This is a genomic window from Pararhizobium sp. PWRC1-1 (genome assembly GCF_049897905.1).
Lineage (GTDB): Bacteria > Pseudomonadota > Alphaproteobacteria > Rhizobiales > Rhizobiaceae > Pararhizobium.
In genome coordinates this window covers 1-1,101 of record NZ_JAFCXE010000070.1, presented here as the reverse complement: position 1 = coordinate 1,101, position 1,101 = coordinate 1, and the positions used below count along the sequence as shown (strand labels likewise).

Sequence of the window (1,101 nt, the reverse complement as noted above, 5' to 3'; positions counted from 1 at the left end):
TAGCGCCGCCCCATCCAGAGTGCAAACTGCACTAGGATGATCAGGACCGGCACTTCGACGAGCGGCCCGATGACCGCCGCGAACGCGACCGGTGAGGCAAGGCCGAACGCGGCGATGGCGACTGCAATGGCAAGCTCGAAATTGTTTCCTGCTGCGGTAAATGCAACCGCCGTCGTCCGCGGATAGTCTGTGCCGACCGACCTCGCCATCACGAAGCTGACGAAAAACATGATCAGGAAGTAGATCGTCAGCGGGATGGCGATCATGACGACGTCAAACGGCAGACGAACCATATCGCCGCCCTTCAGGCTGAACATCGCGACGATGGTAAAGAGCAGTGCGGCCAGCGTGATCGGACTGATCTTCGGCAGGAAAACATCCTCATACCAGTCCCTGCCCTTGGTAGCGGTCAGGATGCGCCGCGAAAGATAGCCGGCCAGGAACGGGATGCCGAGGTAAATAAGCACTGCCTCGGCGATCGTCCAGAACGAGACGTCGACGACACTGCTCTCGAGGCCGAAGATAGGCGGTAGGAATGTCAGGAAGAACCAGGCGTATATGCTGAAGAACAGGATCTGGAAGATCGAATTGAACGCCACAAGTCCGGCGACATACTGGTTGTCGCCGCGCGCGAGCTGATTCCAGACCAGCACCATGGCGATGCAGCGGGCAAGTCCTATCAGGATCAGGCCCGTCATGTATTCCGGATAGTCGCGCAGGAAGATGACAGCGAGCACGAACATCAGCGTCGGACCGATGATCCAGTTCTGCAGCAGCGAGATCGCGAGCACACGCTTGTCAGCGAAGACTAGATGGAGTTCCTCGTATCGGACCTTTGCCAGCGGGGGATACATCATCAGGATCAGCCCGATGGCGATCGGAATGTTCGTCGTGCCGACTGACAGGCTGTTGAGTGCCGCAGGCAGCCCTTCGAAAAAGGTTCCGAGGACGAGGCCGAGCGCCATGGCGGCGAAGATCCAGGCCGTGAGGTAGCGGTCGAGAAACGAGAGACGGACGGTAGGTCGGGCGGGCTGCATTGCAGGCTCCTTGCATGGCAATTCGGCTCCGCCCCGGTTTAGGCGGAGAATTCGAAGGTATTGG

General features: G+C 59.1%; 1 protein-coding gene. It reads right to left on the bottom strand.

Annotation, left to right across the window (positions count from 1 at the left end):
* The coding region (gene arsB / locus ACP7E0_RS34930; protein WP_426131942.1) for an ACR3 family arsenite efflux transporter at positions 1-1,037 on the bottom strand (1,037 nt) is incomplete at its 3' end.
* Positions 1,038-1,101: the final 64 nt, after the last annotated feature.